17 protein-coding genes are annotated in these 18,272 nt (G+C 47.0%); 5 read left to right on the forward strand and 12 right to left on the reverse strand.

Features of this window, described 5'->3' with window-relative positions:
* Nucleotides 1–182 precede the first annotated feature (182 nt).
* On the forward strand, nucleotides 183–1,385 hold the full coding sequence (gene tyrS, locus LG272_RS04190) for a tyrosine--tRNA ligase (RefSeq protein WP_126760356.1): 1,203 nt from the start codon (nucleotides 183–185) through the stop codon (nucleotides 1,383–1,385).
* Here the strand turns inward: tyrS and LG272_RS04195 are convergent.
* From LG272_RS04195 to LG272_RS04220, 6 genes are read right to left on the reverse strand one after another with little or no spacing between them, the layout of a single operon-like run.
* Complete coding sequence (locus tag LG272_RS04195) at nucleotides 1,382–2,209, reverse strand: symmetrical bis(5'-nucleosyl)-tetraphosphatase (RefSeq protein WP_404409775.1); 828 nt, start codon at nucleotides 2,207–2,209, stop codon at nucleotides 1,382–1,384. The genes tyrS and LG272_RS04195 overlap by 4 nt on opposite strands.
* A gap of 2 nt (nucleotides 2,210–2,211) precedes the next feature.
* On the reverse strand, nucleotides 2,212–2,580 hold the full coding sequence (apaG, locus tag LG272_RS04200; RefSeq protein WP_198678613.1) for a Co2+/Mg2+ efflux protein ApaG: 369 nt from the start codon (nucleotides 2,578–2,580) through the stop codon (nucleotides 2,212–2,214).
* A complete protein-coding gene (rsmA, locus tag LG272_RS04205) occupies nucleotides 2,573–3,382 on the reverse strand; it encodes a 16S rRNA (adenine(1518)-N(6)/adenine(1519)-N(6))-dimethyltransferase RsmA (RefSeq protein ID WP_126760353.1) in 810 nt (269 codons plus the stop codon). Before rsmA ends, apaG begins: the two co-directional genes overlap by 8 nt.
* A complete protein-coding gene (gene pdxA, locus LG272_RS04210) occupies nucleotides 3,379–4,359 on the reverse strand; it encodes a 4-hydroxythreonine-4-phosphate dehydrogenase PdxA (RefSeq protein ID WP_404409776.1) in 981 nt (326 codons plus the stop codon). Before pdxA ends, rsmA begins: the two co-directional genes overlap by 4 nt.
* A gap of 8 nt (nucleotides 4,360–4,367) precedes the next feature.
* Nucleotides 4,368–5,654 carry a peptidylprolyl isomerase SurA gene (gene surA / locus LG272_RS04215; protein WP_404409777.1) on the reverse strand — a complete coding sequence of 429 codons (1,287 nt, stop codon included), beginning with the start codon at nucleotides 5,652–5,654 and terminating at the stop codon, nucleotides 4,368–4,370.
* A gap of 9 nt (nucleotides 5,655–5,663) precedes the next feature.
* On the reverse strand, nucleotides 5,664–7,940 hold the full coding sequence (locus LG272_RS04220) for an LPS-assembly protein LptD (RefSeq protein WP_404409778.1): 2,277 nt from the start codon (nucleotides 7,938–7,940) through the stop codon (nucleotides 5,664–5,666).
* A 147-nt stretch (nucleotides 7,941–8,087) separates the two neighbouring features.
* Here LG272_RS04220 and LG272_RS04225 point away from each other — a divergent pair, with 147 nt between their 5' ends.
* From LG272_RS04225 to djlA, 3 genes are read left to right on the forward strand one after another with little or no spacing between them, the layout of a single operon-like run.
* Nucleotides 8,088–9,092, forward strand: coding sequence for an aminoglycoside phosphotransferase family protein (locus LG272_RS04225; RefSeq protein ID WP_126760349.1), 1,005 nt, complete (start codon nucleotides 8,088–8,090; stop codon nucleotides 9,090–9,092).
* An 8-nt stretch (nucleotides 9,093–9,100) separates the two neighbouring features.
* Complete coding sequence (gene murU / locus LG272_RS04230; RefSeq protein ID WP_198678617.1) at nucleotides 9,101–9,769, forward strand: N-acetylmuramate alpha-1-phosphate uridylyltransferase MurU; 669 nt, start codon at nucleotides 9,101–9,103, stop codon at nucleotides 9,767–9,769.
* Nucleotides 9,766–10,551 carry a co-chaperone DjlA gene (gene djlA / locus LG272_RS04235; protein ID WP_126760347.1) on the forward strand — a complete coding sequence of 262 codons (786 nt, stop codon included), beginning with the start codon at nucleotides 9,766–9,768 and terminating at the stop codon, nucleotides 10,549–10,551. Before murU ends, djlA begins: the two co-directional genes overlap by 4 nt.
* Here the strand turns inward: djlA and LG272_RS04240 are convergent.
* Both LG272_RS04240 and LG272_RS04245 read right to left on the reverse strand, forming a co-directional pair.
* A complete protein-coding gene (locus LG272_RS04240) occupies nucleotides 10,529–11,185 on the reverse strand; it encodes a pseudouridine synthase (RefSeq protein ID WP_404409779.1) in 657 nt (218 codons plus the stop codon). The genes djlA and LG272_RS04240 overlap by 23 nt on opposite strands.
* Nucleotides 11,182–13,860: a helicase-related protein gene (locus LG272_RS04245; RefSeq protein ID WP_404409780.1), complete on the reverse strand. Its 2,679-nt coding sequence runs from the start codon at nucleotides 13,858–13,860 to the stop codon at nucleotides 11,182–11,184. Before LG272_RS04245 ends, LG272_RS04240 begins: the two co-directional genes overlap by 4 nt.
* A 158-nt stretch (nucleotides 13,861–14,018) precedes the next feature.
* On the opposite strand from LG272_RS04245, the gene LG272_RS04250 reads away from it, so the two are divergent.
* Nucleotides 14,019–15,404, forward strand: coding sequence for a PhoH family protein (locus LG272_RS04250; protein WP_404409781.1), 1,386 nt, complete (start codon nucleotides 14,019–14,021; stop codon nucleotides 15,402–15,404).
* On the opposite strand, the gene ruvX is transcribed toward LG272_RS04250, so the two are convergent.
* Genes ruvX through LG272_RS04270 form a run of 4 tightly spaced genes read right to left on the reverse strand, consistent with a single transcriptional unit; the run spans nucleotide 15,401 to nucleotide 18,136 of the window.
* A complete protein-coding gene (ruvX, locus tag LG272_RS04255; RefSeq protein WP_126760344.1) occupies nucleotides 15,401–15,811 on the reverse strand; it encodes a Holliday junction resolvase RuvX in 411 nt (136 codons plus the stop codon). The genes LG272_RS04250 and ruvX overlap by 4 nt on opposite strands.
* A complete protein-coding gene (locus LG272_RS04260; RefSeq protein ID WP_126760343.1) occupies nucleotides 15,808–16,374 on the reverse strand; it encodes a YqgE/AlgH family protein in 567 nt (188 codons plus the stop codon). The genes ruvX and LG272_RS04260 overlap by 4 nt, the downstream gene beginning before the upstream one ends.
* Before the next feature lie 39 nt (nucleotides 16,375–16,413).
* Entirely contained in the window at nucleotides 16,414–17,361 is a 948-nt protein-coding gene (gene gshB, locus LG272_RS04265; protein WP_404409782.1) for a glutathione synthase, read from the reverse strand.
* A 37-nt stretch (nucleotides 17,362–17,398) separates the two neighbouring features.
* A complete protein-coding gene (locus LG272_RS04270) occupies nucleotides 17,399–18,136 on the reverse strand; it encodes a 16S rRNA (uracil(1498)-N(3))-methyltransferase (protein ID WP_404409783.1) in 738 nt (245 codons plus the stop codon).
* Between the last annotated feature and the right edge of the window lie 136 nt (nucleotides 18,137–18,272).

Consider the following 18,272-nt stretch of genomic DNA (forward strand, 5'->3'; position numbering starts at 1 on the left):
GAATCGACTTCATAACCTTCCGATGTGTTAGCGCATTATTTTTTTAAGTCAGACTGCAGAATAATATGAAGCATGGCGATTTTCCAGTCAATTTACTATTAATTGCGCTTAAAAGAGTTAAGGAAATAGCATACAATGCGGGGTTTGTGGCCAAATTGAATTGCGTAGGGAGAAAGCCGAATATGACCTTGTCAGCTGCGGATGCGTTTGCGGAAATTGCGCGTGGTACCGAAGAAATTCTTTTAGCAGAAGAGCTTAAAGAGAAGCTAGCAAGTGGCAAACCACTTGTCATTAAGGCCGGTTTTGACCCAACTGCACCGGATTTACACTTGGGCCACACCGTTCTCATTAACAAAATGCGCGTATTTCAAGATCTAGGTCATGAAATCATATTTTTAATTGGTGATTTTACCGGCATGATTGGTGATCCAACTGGTAAAAATGTCACCCGTAAGCCATTGTCGCGAGAAGATGTGCTAGCGAATGCGCAAACTTACAAAGAGCAAGTATTTAAAATTTTGGACCCGGCGAAAACCAAAATTCGATTTAACTCTGAATGGATGAATGAGTTGGGTGCGGCTGGCATGATCAAGTTAGCCGCGCGTCAGACGGTAGCGCGCATGCTTGAGCGCGATGACTTCAAGAAGCGCTATGGTTCAGGTCAGCCAATTGCGATCCATGAATTTTTGTATCCGTTGGTGCAGGGCTGGGATTCGGTTGCATTGAAAGCGGACGTTGAGTTAGGTGGAACCGATCAGCGCTTTAACCTATTGATGGGACGCGAGCTGCAAAAAGATGAAGGTCAGAAGCCACAAACGGTCATTATGGTGCCGTTGCTCGAAGGCTTAGACGGCGTGCAGAAAATGTCAAAATCACTCGGTAACTATATTGGTATTACCGAGCCCGCAAATGACATGTTCGGCAAAGTCATGTCGGTCTCTGATGAATTGATGTGGCGCTACTACGAGTTATTGAGTTTCCGTCCATTAGATGAAATCAAGAGCTTCAAACAGGCAGTGGCTGATGGCGCTAACCCGCGTGATTATAAAGTATTATTAGCAAAAGAAATTATCGCGCGCTTCCATGATGAAGCGGCAGCGAACGCTGCAGAACAAGATTTTGTTCAGCGTTTCAGTAAAAACGCTATTCCTGATGAAATGCCAGAGCTCACAATTACCAGTGATAATGGCGAATTGGCCATTGGTAATTTATTGCGCGACGCAGAGCTTGTTGCTTCGACTTCTGAAGCAATGCGAATGATCAAACAAGGTGCAGTGAAAATCGACGGAGAAAAAGTTAGCGATACCAAGCTAACGTTAACGGCGGGAACCACTGCTGTTTATCAAGTTGGGAAACGCAAGTTTGCTCGAATCACTTTGAGCTAACCAGTAGCTCTTACTTTGATGCGATGGCCGTCCGGCCATCGCATCACGGTTAAATACTCGCCCCAAACACAGCCCGTATCTATGCCAATTACATCATCGCGTAATGTTTTACCCATCAATGCTGCCCAGTGCCCGAATACTAAGGTGTGCTCGGATACATCCCACAATTCAAACCAAGGCTTGAGATGTGCAGGGACGTTGCAATCGTCAGGCGATTGTTTGACTGAAAAATTCAAATGGCCACTGAGGTCGCAGAAACGCATGCGGGTAAATACATTTATAAAGAACCGAATACGGTCCATTCCTTCGAGCGCGGTTGACCATTGCGTTGGTTCATTGCCGTACATAGCCACTAAGAATTTGTCGAGCTTGTTTGAGCGCCATGCCTGTTGGAGTGCTTCAGACACTTCTTTAGCGTATGACTCTGCCTCAGATACACTCCACCACGGATAAATACCAGCGTGGGTCATTATTAAATTATCTTCGCTACGTATTAATAGCGGGTGTTGTACTAACCAATCTATCCATTCGCGCTTTTCGCTTTCTGGTAAGTTAACGACTGTATCTAATCGATCGTTGGGGTTGGCTTCACGGACACCGCTTAATACCGCTAACAGGTTTAAATCATGATTACCAAGAACCATCTTGGTGGCAGTTCCCATGTCGCGTATCAACTCGAGACATTCGAGTGGGCTAGGGCCGCGACCGATGATGTCGCCAACGCACCAAAGCTCATCAAACTTGGCATCAAAATTGATTTGTTTGAGCGCTTGTTTTAGTGGCGCGGCACAGCCTTGTATGTCACCAACGAGATAACGCGCCATGACTAATGAATGATGTTTGGAATAGCGAGTCGAAACGAAGGGATTTCAACATCAAAATGCTCGCCTGATGTTGCAACCATTGTGTAGAAGCCTTCCATGGTGCCAATTGGCGTAGCGAGCACCGTGCCGCTGGTATAGCTATAGCTCTCGCCGGGGGCAATCTGTGGTTGTTCACCCACGACACCGTCGCCGGCAACGCGAGTAATTTTATGATCGGCGTCAGTTATCTTCCAAGCGCGCTTCAGTAACTGAACGGTCACGTCGGAATGGTTGGTAATGGTGATGGTATAAGCGAATGCATATTCATTCGCGCTTTCATTTGAATGCGAAGCAATAAAATGAGTTTTCACTTGAATGTCGATATTATGCATGGTCACCTTGCTGCTCACTGTACCAGTTCGCCAGTCGGCAATAATCAGCTACAGATAATGTTTCTGGACGAGCACCTGGATCAATTCCTAGAGCCTCAAGCTGCTCGTCGTTCATAATTTGCTTGAGGTTATTACGAATTGTTTTACGGCGTTGATTAAAAGCAATCAAACAAATTTTATGTAACGCTTTTCGGTCGTTGACTGGGTAAGGCGATGTTTTGTGCGGTACCAAGCGCACGACAGCTGACTCCACTTTGGGCGGCGGAGTAAATGCACCCGGTGGCACCATAAGTACTGGTTCAACGGCACATGCTTGTTGTACGGCAACGCTAATCCGCCCATAGGCTTTACTGTTTGGCTCTGCTGCTAAACGCTCGACAACCTCTTTCTGCAGCATAAAGTGCATATCTTCTACAACGTCCAAATGTTCCAACAAATGGAATATAAGTGGCGTGGAAATGTTGTAGGGCAGGTTACCGAAAACGCGAATCGGCTGCTCGCTGGCAAATTGCCGAAAATCTGTTTTTAGTGCGTCGCCGCGAAACACGGTTAACTTACTTTTTAAAAATGGATGCTGCTCGAGGCGATCAGCGAGATCGCGATCTAACTCAACCACCGTGAGTTTACCGGCGCGGTCCACGACCGGCTCAGTGAGAGCTGCTAATCCGGGACCAATTTCAACGAGGTTATCGCTGGGTTGCGGATTAATTGCGTCAACAATATCGTTGATGACGAATTGATCATGGAGGAAGTTTTGTCCAAAACGCTTTCTTGCGCGGTGACCCAAATGTGTTTTTGTCATCGATTTACCATGTCGATTGCAGTGCGCAAAGCGAGTAATGCACTACTGTCATCTATGTTGTGTGTGCCAGCGCGATCCAAAGCGGTACCATGGTCGACTGAAGTGCGAATAAATGGCAATCCCAAGGTTATATTGATGGCATTGCCAAACCCTTTGTATTTTAACACAGGTAAACCTTGGTCATGATACATTGCGACAATGGCGTCAGCTTCGGCTAAATAATGTGGCTGAAACACGGTGTCGGCTGGATACGGGCCACTCACCTTGAATCCTTGTCTTTGCATGCTTTGAATTGCAGGAATAATATGGTCAATCTCTTCGCGACCCAAATGTCCTTGCTCACCAGCGTGGGGATTCAATCCGCAGACTAAAATTCGAGGCGCTGCGATTCCCCATTTTTTAGCTAAATCAGCATGCAGAATTTGCAACGTTTCTTCAACCGCAGCCCGAGTAATTGCCGCTGCAACATCTTTTAGCGGTAAATGAGTTGTCACTAACGCTACCCGTAAGCCTTCAGTCGCTAACATCATGACAACACGAGCTGTTTTACTATGTTGCGCGAAAAACTCGGTATGGCCGCTAAAGGGAATTCCAGCCTGATTGATCACACCTTTGTGAACCGGTCCTGTAACCACGGCAGCAAATTCATGACTTAGGCAACCTTGACTGGCACGCTCAAGAGTCGCCAAAACGTATTTGGCATTGTTGCTATTGAGCTGCTGCACAATGACATCTTCAGCAAGGGGAATATGACACACGGTTAATGAACCCGCAGCCTGAGCAACAGCAGGTTTATCAGGGGTATATTGGCGAATAGTTAAAGGGAGCTTTAATTGCGCTGCACGCTGTGCGAGCAATGTTGCATCAGCAATCACAACAAGCTCAATTGGCCAAGCGTGTTGCGCGAGTTTGACAATTAAATCAGGTCCGATACCAGCCGGTTCACCTGGGGTAAATGCAATTCGCGCAACCGTCATCGTTTGCCTTATTGAATCAATGTTTCAATGTATGCTTGATCACGTAATTCTTGCTGCCAGTTTTCAAGCTCTTCTTGATACTTCCGGCTAAATAATAGCTGGTATGCGCGATTTTGCTGACTGCGCTTAGTGGCATCTAATTGACGACGCTCCATGACTTCCACAATGTGCCAGCCAAATTGAGTTTCAAATGGTTCACTTAACTCACCAACTGGTAACCGCTCAACTTTACGCTTAAATTCTTCGGCATAAATATTCGGTTCTGCCCAACCAAGGTCGCCCCCCGCAGCGGCAGAGCCAGGATCGGCAGAATGCTCGCGCGCGGCATCAGCAAACTCGACTTCGCCAGCTAGAATACGCTCGCGAATGCCAGCAAGCTTCTCTTGCGCTTTACGCTCAGAAAGAATAATTGATGGTTTGATAAGAATATGACGCGCTTTCACTTCGTCCACTTGTACTTGTTCAATACCGCGAACATCGCTGACTTTCAAAATGTGAAAACCAACACCGCTACGCAGTGGACCAATAAACTCGCCTTTACCCTTATCACGAACCGCATCAGCAAATAACGTCGGCATCGCATTAATATTCATCCAGCCAAGGTCACCACCTTCAAGAGCTCGGGGACCTGACGATGACGTGATTGCCGCCTGCGAAAAATCTGCGCCGTCACGTAAGCGTTCTAACAATTTCTCTGCGCGCTCGCGCGTTGCTTGCACCTCGTCCGCATCGGCGCCCTCGCGAAAACCAACTAAGATATGGCTCAAGCGATATTCCACTTCCTGTTCGGTCATTTCTTTCATCGCGTTCACAAGGTTTTCGATTTCTTGTGGCGATACATAAACACGACGTCTAACGGTAGCGCGTTGGGTCTCGGTAATGATCATTTCTTTACGAACTGTTTCGCGATAGTTATCCCAGTTGGTACCGCTCGCTTCAGTCGTTGAACGCAATTCATCCATTGACATATTTTGATCTTGCGCAATAGCCTCTAACGCTTGTTGGAGTTGCGTATCGGAGATAGTAATACCCATGCGCTCAGCCATTTGTAACTGCAATTCAGCTAATATCAAACGATCCATGGCTTGAATACGCAACACGCGATCGGATGGCAGGTCGGTACCTTTTTGCTGCGCATTTCGTTTTACTTGTTGAAGCAATTGTTCGACTTCGCTTTGAAGAACAACGCCCTCGTTGACAACAACGGCGACACGGTCAAGTAGTTGTTGACTCCATGCTGAAGCGCTTGATGAAAGCAGCATTGCTGCAACGAAAACCTTTACAATTTTACCCATGAATACTACCTAGTTGCTTAAGTGGAACGGGTGACGATAGCCAAACAAGCTTTGTTCAAGCATATCAAGTAAGCTGCGATTATCGCTGCCCAAACCTTTTATAATGAATTGTACACTAATTCCGTTATCAAACTCCGGCGCACCTAAATCGGGGACGCCGGTATTTATTTCTAAATTGCGGTTAATGCGTCGATAACCACTTATTCGCATAGCCCAACAACAATCGCTGTACTGTAACGCAATGAAAGCATCGTTGGTACGACTGTTTTGCAAATCGTAGTACCAATTTGATGCAAGTTGCCAACGGGGGCTGAGTTCTACGACACCCAACATGCCAACTTGTTCCACGTCATTCTCAAGTAGATTCGTTACCGTACGGTGGCTCAACTGAACTAAATTAAACTCGTTGAGACGATATTCCAAAGTCGTTTGACTTTTACGTGTGCTATTTAGCTCTAGGTTGTATTGAATTGAGCTATTGAAGAACATGTTGTCATTGATTCGAAAGCGTGTTTCTAGCGCCAGATCAGAACGACTCTCTGACGTTTCAGTACTCGTATCAAATAGTTGAGTTTGGCTATTTTCAAAATAATAGATCTGACCAAAGCTCACCCGCGCAATCTCTCTTGCTTGTTGATCGAACAAGCTTGAAGAGGCACCTATCGTAACCTGATTGGCATCTGCTATACGGTCTAAGCCTGAAAATCGACGAGCCCGAAACAACCCTTGGTAATCGTCTTGCATTAAGGTCGAATCGTAGATTCCAATACCTGATTGGTCACGATACGGCGTATACAAATACTGAATTTGGGGTTGTAACGTGTGGGTATAATTGCGTTGTTTAATGTCGATGTTGCGTTCTAGATTCACTCGCCCACGCCAGCGAAATGTCGGAAGACTACGCGAAGGGTTCTCCGAGCGATTATTCTCAAAATCTGCGTCTTGATTGTAATAAGTGTAGGCATAGCTGAGTTCCGCTAACCAATCGTAACCCGGTTGTTCTAAGTGATAACTCAACTGTGGCTCAATATGCATTCGAGTCGCCGTGTCCTGGCTCAAGTCCTGATTTTGGAAGTGGGACATTTCAGCAAATAACGCAAAATCAACATCAAAGCCGGCGTTGGCGGCGTAATAGCTTTTAATTTGCGGCATGGTTCGATAAGGCGAACGATACGAGCCAAGCAATTCAAAATCCTCAGCGCGCATGGTCACTTGCCAGTTCTCGTTGAGGTAATCAAGTTGAGCGTGTCGATATAGTTGCGCATCAGCTCGGCCTGCAAAATCGCTGCCTAAATCGTTTAAGTAATCATCATCGCTAATAAATGTGCCGTTGATATATCCGCGCCAGTGTTCGCCCCAACGTTGATTTTGCTCAATACGCCACAAATAACGAGCAGCGTTGTCGTCGGTGCTTTTGTCTTGCTCAAGATAAGCAACATTATATTGGCCATTACCGGTTTCGCTTAGTGTTCGAAATTCAGCCTGAATTTGTGTGCCGCGCTCGGCCATATAACGTGGCGCAATTGTGGCATCCATATTCGGTGCGATATTGAAGTAATAAGGAACTTCAACCTCAAAACCATTTTTTTGTGACGATCCAAAAGTCGGAAATAAAAAACCTGATTTGCGAGCATCGGTAACGGGAAAGTTTATATATGGCAGATACAGCACTGGTAAGCCGAACAATTCAAATTTGGCATGCCAAGCTTCACCCCATTCTTCGTCTTCGTTTAACGATATTTCTTGAGCGCTCATTTGCCAAACTGGGCTATCACTCGGGCAGGTTGTAAATGTTGAGCCTTCAAGCAAAACTTGCTGTGGTGATAACGATAAAATATCGGCTTTACCATGGGCTCCGGTTTCAGTTAGTTGATATTCAGCACCGCTCAAAAAAGCCCGATTTTCGCCCGAATTTAAGCGAAAGTTTTCCGATGACACTTGAACGTAACCGTCTGTAAATAGCGTTGCGCCACTGGCGTTGATATTACCGCTTAGTTGATCAATCTGTGCTTGTTGAGTTCTCAATTGTTGCTGATCAAACTGAACTTCAACGTTACCGAAGAACGATGCAACTTGAGATTGAGAATCGATATCGGCGCGATCTGCGCGTACGCCGATGGCACCGGGTTGCAAGTTCTCGATAGGTTGTATCGGCGTCTTAAATAGTGGCGCAGGTAACGGGCAAACTTCAGACAGCACCGCAGACGAAGACTGCTGTGCATGAACAGTGGCACAACTAACACTTAGCGCGACTGTCCAAAATGACGTCTGAAAAATTTTTTGCATAGAGCGGTTTACCCTGGGTTGTCCTTCACAATGTGCAGGGTATGATAAAGCAATTTTTATTCTCTCGCCATTTGCTACACTGTGGTTTTTTTAGAATCTTACGAAAGTAGAACGAGTTGGCGAATATTGACGCAATGTGAGGGTGATGTGAACGAACAACGAGAACTGAAACTGCAAGCTTGGTGCGAAGCAGTCACCGGGTATCATCAACAGCAATTGCAGCCAGTTTCCGGAGATGCGAGTTTTCGTCGTTATTTTCGCTGCTCTGATGGTCATCGCAGTCTTATTGCCGTTGATGCGCCGCCACCACAGGAGTCATTGCAACCATTTATAGCTATCGCGCAAGCATATGCCGAAGCTGGTGTCTTGGTTCCTTCGGTTATCGCGTCAGACGAAAAGCAAGGCTTTATGTTATTGAGTGACTTAGGTTCGACCCTGTTGCTCAGTGAATTGACCGACTCGTCAATGTTAGACTGGTATCGTAAAGCATTACGCGATTTATGTGACATCATGCCAGTAACAAGCACCGAACTCGGTGAATTGCCTCCTTATGATACGGCACTTCTGCGCCGTGAAATCGACTTATTCCATGATTGGCTGGTGGTTGAGCATCTTGGTTTAGACTTGACTGGTGAGCACCAAGCGATGTGGCGACGAGTTACAGACGTATTGATAGAAAACGCTCTACAGCAACCACAGGTTGGCGTTCACCGCGATTTCCACGCGCGTAATATCATGGTGCAAGGGAATGGCGAACTAGCCTATATTGACTTTCAAGATGCGGTGAAAGGGCCAATTACTTATGATGCCGTCAGCTTATTGCGAGACTGTTATGTGCGTTGGCCGCAACAGCAAGTGATTGAACTGAGCAATGAACTATTTGAACGATTGCAAGAGCAACAACTCCTTCCTAGTACAGTGGAACAATCGCAGTGGCAACGTTGGTTTGATTTAATGGGAATGCAACGCCATACCAAGGCTGCGGGTATTTTTGCACGGCTTTATCACCGCGATGGTAAGGCGGGCTATTTGCAGGATATTCCGAGAACGGTCGGCTATTTATACGATGTCGCTGGGCTCTACCCAGAATTTGCCGACTATCGGCGCTGGCTAGCAGAACATATTCAGCCGGCACTGCAGGAGCGCATCTAGTGCGAGCAATGATACTGGCGGCTGGTCGAGGCGAGCGCATGCGACCACTCACCGATACGACGCCGAAGCCGTTGTTGCGGGTGCGCGGTAAGCCCCTCATTGAATACCATTTGGAAAAACTTGCCGCACAAGGCATCAAACAAGTGGTGATAAACCATGCGTGGTTGGGCGAACAATTGGTGCAAGCTCTGGGTAATGGCAAGCAGTTTGGATTGGAAATTCTATTTTCACCCGAGCCTGAGGGGGGATTAGAAACCGCTGGGGGTATTATTCGAGCGTTACCAATGCTTGGCGACGAGCCATTTTGGGTAATCAACGGCGATATTTTCACCACATTAGATTTCAGTGCATTACCTCGTGAACTTCCTGCTGGTATTGTTGCCCATCTATTGCTGGCGAACAACCCGCCGCATAACGCCCACGGCGACTTCGCTGTGCAAAGCGGCATGTTACAAGCGGCAACGGGAAGTAAGCAAACTTATACCTATACCGGGATGGGGCTATTTTCGCCGCAGTTATTTAGCGATTACCAATCTGGTAGTGAACAGTTTATTCGACTGCGGCCATTATTAGACAGTGGTATTGAAAACGAACAAATCGCAGCATCGATTATTTCCGCGGAGTGGACTGATGTCGGCACTCCCAAGCGACTAGCACAATTACAGGAGTACCCATGATCTGGGGTAAAATTCTCGGCGGCTTTTTTGGTTTTTTATTTGCGCGATTCATCGGTCTACTGTTGGGACTAATGATTGGTCACTGGTTTGATAAATCACTAACCCGCGCAATGCAGCAAAACAGCACTCAACCCCAGCAATTCGTGAGTACTTTGTTTGCCGTTTTAGGGCACTTAGCAAAATCAAAAGGCCGCGTGACCGAACAAGACATAGATTACGTCACGCGCTTAATGGATCACCTCCAGCTTTCAGAAGAAGCGCGTATTGATGCTCAAGAGAGCTTTCGCGAAGGTAAACAATCTGATTTCCCGCTCACTCAGCGCGTTCAGCAACTTCGAACTCAACTTGCTTGGCGGCGAGATCTGCTGCAGTTTTTCCTTGAGCAATTACTAACAATTGCACTGCACGATGGACAGCTTGAGCAAGCCGAATACGAGGTTTTACTGAAGGTAACGCAAGCACTTGGGTTTCGTCGCGCACAATTGGATATCTTATTGCAAATGGCACAAGCTGGGCAGCGATTCGGCACCGGCGGAAGTTCGCAGCAGTACAGCCAGCAAACCACGGCGAATCAACTTGATGATGCCTATGCCGTGCTCGGTGTGAGTCGCTCAGCGAGCTTTTCTGAGGTCAAGAAGGCCTATCGTAAATTGATGAACAAGCATCACCCCGATAAGCTTGCCGCACAGGGCTTACCGCCGGAAATGCGCGAATCAGCGCGAGCGAAAGCACAACAAATTCAAGCGGCTTATGAATTAATTAAAAGTCGGCAGGGCAATTAAAGATCAAACGCTCACCGCTTGTGGGCTGATCAAACGCCAAGTGTTCAGCGTGTAATAATAGCCGCGCTGCAGCAGCGTATCCCTCACTGGATGCATAAAATTTGTCACCAATTATTGGCGTACCAAGCGCCTGCATGTGAACACGCAACTGATGTGAGCGACCTGTATAAGGCGTGAGCGCCACGATATCACCATGTACATGCTTTCCAATCACCTGATAAAAGGTGAGTGCAGGCTTGCCAAGAACCAAATCAACCATCTGCCGTGGTCGATTTGGCCAATCACAGCGCAGTGCCAAGTCAATTGCGCCACGTTGTGCAGGTAAATGCCCCCATACCTGTGCTCGATAGCATTTACTGACAGTACGCCGTTCAAACTGACGTTGTAACGATGCCTGTGCCACTTTATTTCGAGCAAAGACCAACAATCCTGATGTGGCCATATCTAAACGGTGGATAACGCGCACTTGCGGACAGCTTCGCTCTAGACGAAACCAAGCTGAGTCGCGATGTTCGGGAGCCTTGCCGGGAACACTAAGCAAACCGCTCGGCTTATTAATAACCACCACGTCATCGTCACTATAGACAATATCCAAGTATGGCGTTGTTGGAGGTGAATAGTGCAATAGCGTCATGCTGGCATATTCACCATGATACGAACCGAATCGAGTTGCAGCAATGGTTGCTCGAATGCAGCCAGAAGCGCATCGCGACGCTGTGAAATAGCGTTTAGCTCACTATCGCGCACCAACGGGTTCGATTGTTTTAGCTTAATTAAACGTGCCAACTCGTGATTGAGCACTTCAGTAACCTGTTCGCTGGCGCTTGCAAGTGCCTTATGTTGTTGCTCTTCGGCTGGCTTCCAAGCGGCCTGTATGGCTGTTTGGCATTCTGTTCGTAGTTGTTTGAGTAATAGCCGAGCTTGTTTCTTATCCACAAACTGCAATTGTTTATCAAGTGCGCCCGGAGCCACTTTATTAGTGAGGTCGCGCATTTGACCATCGAGTAAAACGCGGAAACTATGATGTGGATAAAACTCCTGCACGGCTAGCTGTTTCGGTGCTAGCACAACGCTACTGAATTGTAGTTCAATAAACCATGCACCAGCAGGCAAAGCTCGATTTTGAAGTAATGCAACGGCTGTGCTACCAAACGTATCACGCGTCAATAGTTCAAGCGCTTGTTGCACTAATGGATGATCCCAACTCAAAAACGTCACGTCTTCGTGTGCTAACGCATAAGCACGTGAGAATGTCACCGTCAAACCTTCTTCTGGTAGCCCTGCCAGAGGTATACGCATTTGTTCAGTTGGGTATAACCAGCCGCTATCGTCATTCAGGCGATCGAACTCGAGGCCAAAGCGATCCCAAAACGACAACATGAATCGCTCGAGTTCTGCAGGTTGTTGAATGGCTTCAATAGCGTTGAGTAGCTCGTTTATTTGATGAGGACGAAAGGCATTGAGCTCTTGTAAGCGATCGCGTCCGGCATCTGCCGCGACACGCATTTTTGCCGCCATATCGCGAGTTTCTTGTAGCGTTATACTTAACAAGTCCTCATCGAAATCGCCATTTGTTTGGTGATCAATGAGTTGCTCGAGCGCTGGTGCAAAGTGGCGATACAAGATGGCACCAATAGCGTTGGTTTGGGTAAAGGCATTCATTGCTTCATACCAAGCAAACAGAATTTGTTCGGCGCTATTGTCAACCACTGGCACATGAATATAGATGTCTTCTCGTTGCCCAAGACGGTCAAGTCGACCTATACGTTGCTCTAATAAGTCAGGGTGTCGCGGCAGGTCGAACAGAATTAAATGTTGGGCGAACTGGAAGTTGCGTCCCTCACTACCAATTTCGGAACATAAGAGTAACTGACACCCATCTTCAGGGCTGGCAAAGTAGGCGGCAGCGCGGTCGCGTTCAACTAAGCTCAGTCCCTCATGGAATACTGCGGCATGAATGCCTTGTTGTACACGCAGCATTTCGTGCAACGCCAAGACCAATTCGCTGCTGCGACATATGAGTACAAATTTCTCATTCTTATGGGCTTTGAGCAGGGCAACTAACCATTCAAAGCGTTGGAGCAGAGCATCGCCCGCGTCCAACTCGGTAACTTGCAGATGACGTGTCGGGAAGCCACCGATGTGACGACGGCTATTTCGAAACATCACTCGGCCAGTACCATAACTGTCTAAGAGCTCATCAAGCGCTTCCAACTGCCCGCTGTTAGCTAACGCTTCAGCTTTTGGTACCAAGGCTTGATAACTCTCTTGTTCTTCAACAAAAGCCTCGAAGTTATTAAACCGATCAGGGTCTAACAATTGTAAGCGCGCGAAATGGGCTTCTAACCCCGCCTGTTCCGGTGTTGCGGTCAACAGCAGTACACTTGGAACGTGCTGGGAAAGTTGTTGTAGTAGCGCAAAGCATATTTCAGCTGGGGCGAGTTGATGCGCTTCATCGACAATAAGTAAGTCCCAACTCACTTCAAACAACTCGCCAGACCAAATAGGGTTTGCAAGCAACGATTGCGGAACTAAAACGAGTTGTTCACTGGCAAAAATGGCATCGCCATCAAGGGCCGCTTGCTCACATCGTTCAACATCAAATAGGCTAAAGCCTAAGTTAAATCGCCTCAGTAGCTCGACTAACCATTGATGAGCAAGACTGTCTGGCACCACAATCAAGATACGTTCACTGCGCCCAGTTAGCAGTCGGCGCTGCAGAATCAACCCAGCTTCAATGGTTTTACCAAGACCAACTTCATCGGCGAGTAATACGCGCGGGTGATGACGATCGGCTATCTGTCCAGCAACATACAGCTGATGTGGTAATAAGTCGGCTCGCGCCCCGATCAAACCAGCAGCCGAGCTGCTTTGCCATCTCTGTAAATGTTGCTGTGCTTGCTGGCGCAATTGATACATATCGAGGCGATCGACTTTGCCGGCAAGAATCCGCGTCAGCGGATGGTTGGTGGCTACTTGTGCCGCAAGCTGTGCCTCGGGCACGACAACGGCTTCATCGTTGTCTTCACGCATGCCGTGATAGGTTAGAAGCCCTTCGTGCTCTTCAACTTGAGTTACACGAAAAGACCAGCCATCACCATGGTGCCCTTGTTCATCAACCAGCAATCGATAACGAGCGAGTGGCGCTTCATTCATTGCGTAATGGCGAAACTCGCCGGTAACGGGAAATAACACCGTGACCATGCGTCCTTGAAGCTGGCTTACCATACCCAAGCCTTGCTCCATTTCGGTTTCGCTGAGCCAGCGTTGACCTGGAATAAATTGCATTGATGTTGCGTTCGCTACCATGAATAAATGACCTATACAGCATAGTCGATAAAAAGGGCGCACATGGTAGCGAAAATTATTTCAATATTCACACCATTTTCATAAAAGTTAGGCTAGTCTTAGAAATGAAAGGCACGTTATCACAATCACTAAAATATCAACGTAGCTTGAGGTCCGTTATGACTGAAACCGTTCCAAAGTATTACCTGCTTGATACCAATATTCTCCTCCATGAACCCCTCGCGTTTTTGAATTTTGATGAACACCACGTTGTGATTCCGATGGTGGTGTTAGAAGAGCTTGATAACATTAAAGACCGTCATAAAGACGTTAGCCGCGAAGCGCGAACGGCAATTCGTTCACTGGAAAATGCATTGAAGGATGCCACACCAGAACAAATTATTGCCGGCGTTCCGTTAAGCAATATGCAAGGTGCTCACCAAGCTCAAGGTACCTTAGCAATATTTCCAGATTACCAGTTAAAACAGCAGGATGCCGTGCTAAACCTGTCCGAGAATGATCACCGAATTATTCAATCGGCGCTGGCCATTCAACATCAACATCCTGATACGAAAGTGGTTCTGGTTACGAAAGATATCAACATGCGTTTAAAGGCCAAGGGAGCCGGTGTGAAGCATGTTGAAGATTACCGCACCGACCAATTAATTGATGATATTCGATTTCTTTCAAAAGGCTTTGTTGAAATTGAAGGTGACTTTTGGGAGCACGTGGGGGAGGTAACCAGTGCGCAAGAGGGGCGTGAAACGTTTCACGAAGTGGAGCGCGAAGTATTGCCTACGGTTTTTCGTAATCAATACATTATTGACCAAACTGAACACTTTGCTGCAAAGGTCGTTGGTTACGATAACCAACACGTGCGCCTTCATGACATTGGGTTTGAGCGTATGATGAGCTATCGGGCTTGGGGCATTCAGCCCAAGAACATTTATCAGGCTATGGCAATGAACGCTTTACTCGACCCAGCAATTGATCTTGTTATTTTGACGGGGCCTGCGGGTAGCGGTAAAACACTACTAGCTTTAGCTTCAGCACTCGAATTGGTGGTTGAACAGGGTATTTACGAGAAAATCATCGTTACACGAAATACCCCAGAAATTGCTGAGTCGATTGGTTATTTGCCCGGTACTGAAGAAGAAAAAATGGCGCCTTGGCTGGCGGCAATCACCGATTCACTCGAGGTATTGCATAAACACGATGAGAGCATGGAATCGAGCCTAAACTACATCATGAACAAGGCGAATATTCAGTTTAAATCGTTGAATTTTATGCGAGGTCGCAGTATTCAAAACGCAATTGTACTGTTAGACGAATCGCAAAACCTAACCGCATCTCAATTGAAAACCATTATTACCCGTTGTGGTACCGGCACAAAAATTATTTGTTCGGGGAACTTAGCGCAGATTGATAGTTACTATTTAACTGCAGTAACGTCAGGTTTAACCTACATAGTGGAGCGGTTCAAAGACTACCCAGGCAGTGCAACGGTGAACCTCAACGGTGTCGTACGTAGTTCGTTGGCACAATACGCAGAAGAAAATCTTTAATTCTGGTTAAAGTAATCTTCAAGTATCAACTGAGCAGCGGCGCTATCAACTTTGCCTTTTTGCAATTGTTTATAGCCGCCGCGGCCAAATAGGGTTTCTTTTGCAGCTACCGTGGTTAAGCGCTCATCTTGCAATACCACTTGAATGCCGAAGCGACCATGCAGTCGATTCGCAAACTTGCGAGCAAGATCGGTAAGCGGTTGCTCAGTGCCATCCATATTCAGCGGCAAACCAACCACAAGAAACTCCGGTTGCCATTCCTTAATCAACTTCTCGACAGCATCCCAGCTCGGTTGGCCATCTTTAGCTTTCAGCGCCGCAAGTGGTGAGGCAGTACCGGTAATCGTTTGACCAACGGCGACACCAATACTGTGTGTACCAAAATCGAAGCCGATGACTTGGCTCATGCATGCCCCACGTCAGGACCAAGCTGCCATGTTTGAATACCCAACTTTTTCACCGCCTTTTGCCAACGCTCTTTGCTTGGCGTGTGAAACAAAATGTCGTTATCAGCAGGAATGGTCAGCCAACTATTCTCGGCTAATTCGCGTTCAAGTTGGCCTGCTTCCCAGCCCGCATAGCCCAAGGTGAGTAAGTAGTCACTTGGCATATTGCCTTTACCCATCGCCTCAAGAATATCTTTCGACGTGGTAATCACAACATCATCGCTAAGTTGTACTGAGCTACGCCAATTTTGATCGGCTGAGTGCAATACGAAACCACGGTCGCGAGCAAGTGGGCCGCCTGAATAAACAGGACCATCCAATCGTTGGTTATGCTCTGGAATCACAATTTCCAACTTTTCCAACAAATCTTCGACGCTTAGCTCCACCGGTTGATTAATGATGAGCCCCATAGCGCCTTCCGCATTGTGTTCACAAATATAAGTGACTGTGCGCGCAAAATACGGATCATCCATGCTGGGCATAGCGATCAAAAAGTGATTTTGCAGGCTTTGTAAGGTTTCCATCTATTCAACTTCTCCACAACAGCATGATTTTTACAACAATCAACACAAGCCAAGCTGGCGTTCAATGGCCTCAAAAACTTTGGCGGCGATATTGATATCATATGCGGCCTCAATTTCGCGCATACAAGTAGGACTGGTGACATTTATTTCTGTCACGCGGTCGCCAATCACATCTAAGCCGACGATGGTTAAACCACGACGTTTTAATTCTGGGCCAACTTGGCGCGCAACTTCCCAGTCCGATTCGCTAAGTGGCTGCGGGCGGCCGCTGCCACCCGCGGCTAAATTGCCGCGAGTTTCACCTGCTGATGGAACGCGAGCAAGGGCATATGGCATTGGCTCACCATCAATAATCAGAATACGTTTATCGCCGTCTTTAATTTCTGGTAGGTATTTTTGTACCATGGCGAACTGCTGACCATGGTTGGTTAGGGTTTCAATAATCACACCTAAATTAGTACCATCATCACGAACACGGAAAATTGAAGCACCACCCATGCCGTCCAATGGTTTTAGAATAATGTCGCGATGCTGCTCGTGGAACGCACGGATCTGTTCGGCACGACGGGTAACAATCGTTGGCGGTGTGAGATCAGAGAACCAAGCGGTGAAGAGTTTCTCATTACAATCTCGCAAGCTTTGTGGTTTATTCACCACCAGAGCACCGCGACGCTCGGCTAGCTCAAGTAAGTACGTCGCGTAAACAAACTCGGTATCAAACGGCGGGTCTTTGCGCATTAAAATGACATCAAAACTACCCAAATTCATCTCTGTCGGCTCGCCTAATGTATAAAAATCGGTCGGTTGGTCGACAACTTGCAGTGAACGGGCGTTACCCATCGGCTCACCTTCAATGAGCGACAAATCATTCATGGTGAGATAGTAGATTTCGTAGTCTCGGGCCTGAGCCTCAAGCAGCAAACGAAAACTTGTGTCTTTGTAGGTTTTAACCGATTCAATCGGGTCCATAATCATCGCAAGTTTCATTAGAATTCCTTAATTAGGCTATTCGTTAAGCCATCAGTTAGGCTAGGTCGCCAAATTGATATTGAATAATACTTAATGCCGTCAGTGCGGCCGTTTCGGTACGCAGAATACGAGGGCCAAGACGAACTGGCAAAAAACCATGCTCACTGGCGCTTGTCACTTCTTGGTCACTAAGACCGCCTTCTGGGCCAATAAAAAGGGTCAACTTATCCGGATGTTCGGCGAGATCTCGCAATGGCTTTTCAGCATAGGGGTCGAGAGTTAAACGAAGCCCTTCCGGTAATTGCGTCAACCACTGGTTAAATGACACCGGCGTATGTACTGTTGGAACCTTGCTACGGCCACTTTGTTCACAAGCGGCTATAACTATTTTTTGCCATTGCTGCTGTTTTTTCAACAGCCGCTCTCCATTCAACTTAACGCCACAACGCTCCGTGAACAGAGGTGTAATTTCTGTCACACCTAATTCCACTGATTTTTGCAAAACAAAATCCATACGGTCACCGCGCGATATGCCTTGCGCGAGATGAATGTGCACAGCAGACTCCGTTGCATTTGCTTCAATATGGTCGATTTGCACAGTAACCGAGCGTTTTGACGATTCAATAATTGTCGCAGCGTAATTACTGCCGTCACCATTAAAAAGTTCAAGTTGCTGCCCCGTGTTCATTCGTAAAACTCGACCAACATGATTCGCTGCATCGGCTTCAAGCTCAATCATTTCACCAATGCTCCAGGGGCTTGAAGCAGTCTGATAAATGCGTGGAATTCGCATGAAAGGTAAACCCTTCTGAGTAGCCAGATTTGATTGCATCTTATCATTCAGCGGAAAGTTTGACAGCTTGAAAAAATTTGATTTTGTTAGTCATCCGACCGATCATGGCTCAAGCGTGATTACCTAGGAGATGAAT

The sequence above is a fragment of the Pseudidiomarina marina genome, assembly GCF_044807045.1.
GTDB lineage: Bacteria > Pseudomonadota > Gammaproteobacteria > Enterobacterales > Alteromonadaceae > Pseudidiomarina > Pseudidiomarina marina.